Below are 1,799 nucleotides of genomic sequence, written 5' to 3'. Positions count from 1 at the left end.
GAGAAACCAGATGCGGTTGCTGAAAGAATTCGGGATCGAAAAAGTCGCCTTTTCAACCGACATTATTGGGGATCCTGTCGCTCTCACAAAACAGAACGATGAGTTCAAGTACCGTCTCGAACAATGGTCGTCCTACGAAGTTCTTATGCAAGCAACGTCTAAAGCCGGTGAGTTGTTGGCCCTGTCAGGCAAACTCAACCCCTATCCCGAAGGCCAGCTCGGCGTGATTGAAGCCGGTGCCTACGCAGACATACTTCTGGTGGAAGGCAATCCGGTCGAGGACGCTGGAATACTGGTCGACTACGCAAATAACATCGATCTGATCATGAAAGACGGCGTGATTTACAAGAATACGCTGGAATGACTCTTGGACCCGCGGAGGTGCCTCCCTTTGACGGCCTTTCAACGAAAAGGATGAGCCTATGAAACGACTTCTATTGTCCGCATTTGCAAGTGCGCTGGTAGTCGCGACCGCCGTGAGCGCCGAAGAAACTCGCAGCCGATACTATCTGGGGATCGGAGAGCCGTCTCCCGAAGCTTGGCAGATCATGATCGAAAACCCCACCGACCGGGGCGAGGGCATGGGGGCCGCGCTCGAGGCAATGGGCGGTGAGATGATCAGCTATTTCTGGGGCATGGCCGACGGCCGGAACTACGTCACCGTGCGGGTGCCGGACGATCCTAGTATGGTGCAGGCAATGTACGCGGCCCGCCTCAGCCAGGGCGTTCTGAAGAACTACACCTTCATTGAATTGATGACGAGCGCCGACATGGTTGAGGCGCTGAAACGGGTGCCGGAGTTTACGACACCGGCGGAGTAATGTTGGCCTCTGATCATGAAAGACGGCGTGATCGATAGGAACAAACTCGATTGAGTGTCGTGCGGCGGGAATACACCTCGCCACAAGGTAAGTCTTTAGAAAATCGAAACAATCGAAACTGGGAGAACTTCACCATGCAAAACAGACGCGCATTTTTGAAAACTGCTGGCGCAGCAGCTGCCCTGTCAGCTACCTGCGGAAAAATGACATGGGCCAGCGAATACAGCCCGGTTTGGGAGTCCAGCGACAAGGCGGCTCAATTCCTAAAGGATATTGTTGCCATAGACTCGCTGAACGCGAACTTTGAGCAAACCGCCACACGACCCGAGATGTGGGATGAGTATTACACCAGAGCCCTCGACGCGGGTATCACGGCGACGGGTGTTACAACCGCGCAAGGCATCAACGACTTCGACACATTCGCTCGTGAAACCAGCTACAACCTCCGCAAAATCGATGCGGACGATCGGTTTATGGTGGTGCGTAAGGCAGGTGATATCCGACGGGCCCATGAAGAAGGAAAATATGGCTTCTTCTGGAACTCGCAATCAGCGGAGATTCTCAACAACCAGCCGGACATCTACATGCCCGTGGCAAAGTCGATGGGACTTGGCACAATGGGCTTGGCCTACAACGAGCGTCAGCGTGCGGGTGATGGGAATTTTGTCCTGAACCCAGGGCCAATCTCGGCCTATGGCAAGACAGTCGTCGACGCGATGCAAAGGCATGGAGTGCTCGTCGACACGTCACATGCCAGCGAACCCACCGCACTTAGTACCATCGAATATGCAAAACAAATGCGTCCCGACTTACCTGTAATCGAAACGCACTCTTCCGTGCACGCTCTCTACTCTGGCTATCCTGAGGGAGAAATCCGCCTGCGGACAAGTTCCGATGAGCGGATTCAAGCGGTTGCAGATACCGGAGGTGTGGTTAGCCTTTGTATGTTGCCTTTCATAATGATCAGCCCACAGACAG

General features: G+C 54.1%; 2 protein-coding genes and 1 pseudogene. All 3 read left to right on the top strand.

Annotated elements, in window-relative coordinates; translation table 11 throughout:
• Nucleotides 1-364: pseudogene (locus tag AC2FLD_RS22430) on the top strand (amidohydrolase family protein); the annotation flags it as partial.
• Nucleotides 365-422: 58 nt separating this feature from the next.
• Nucleotides 423-821: a GYD domain-containing protein gene (locus AC2FLD_RS22425; protein WP_282121511.1), complete on the top strand. Its 399-nt coding sequence runs from the start codon at nucleotides 423-425 to the stop codon at nucleotides 819-821.
• A 59-nt stretch (nucleotides 822-880) separates the two neighbouring features.
• Nucleotides 881-1,799 (top strand): membrane dipeptidase (locus AC2FLD_RS22420; protein ID WP_496674554.1); only part of this gene is annotated, 919 nt, incomplete at its 3' end.

The organism is Ruegeria sp. CDSA021 (assembly GCF_059612325.1).
This window is presented reverse-complemented; position numbering and strand designations above follow the sequence as displayed.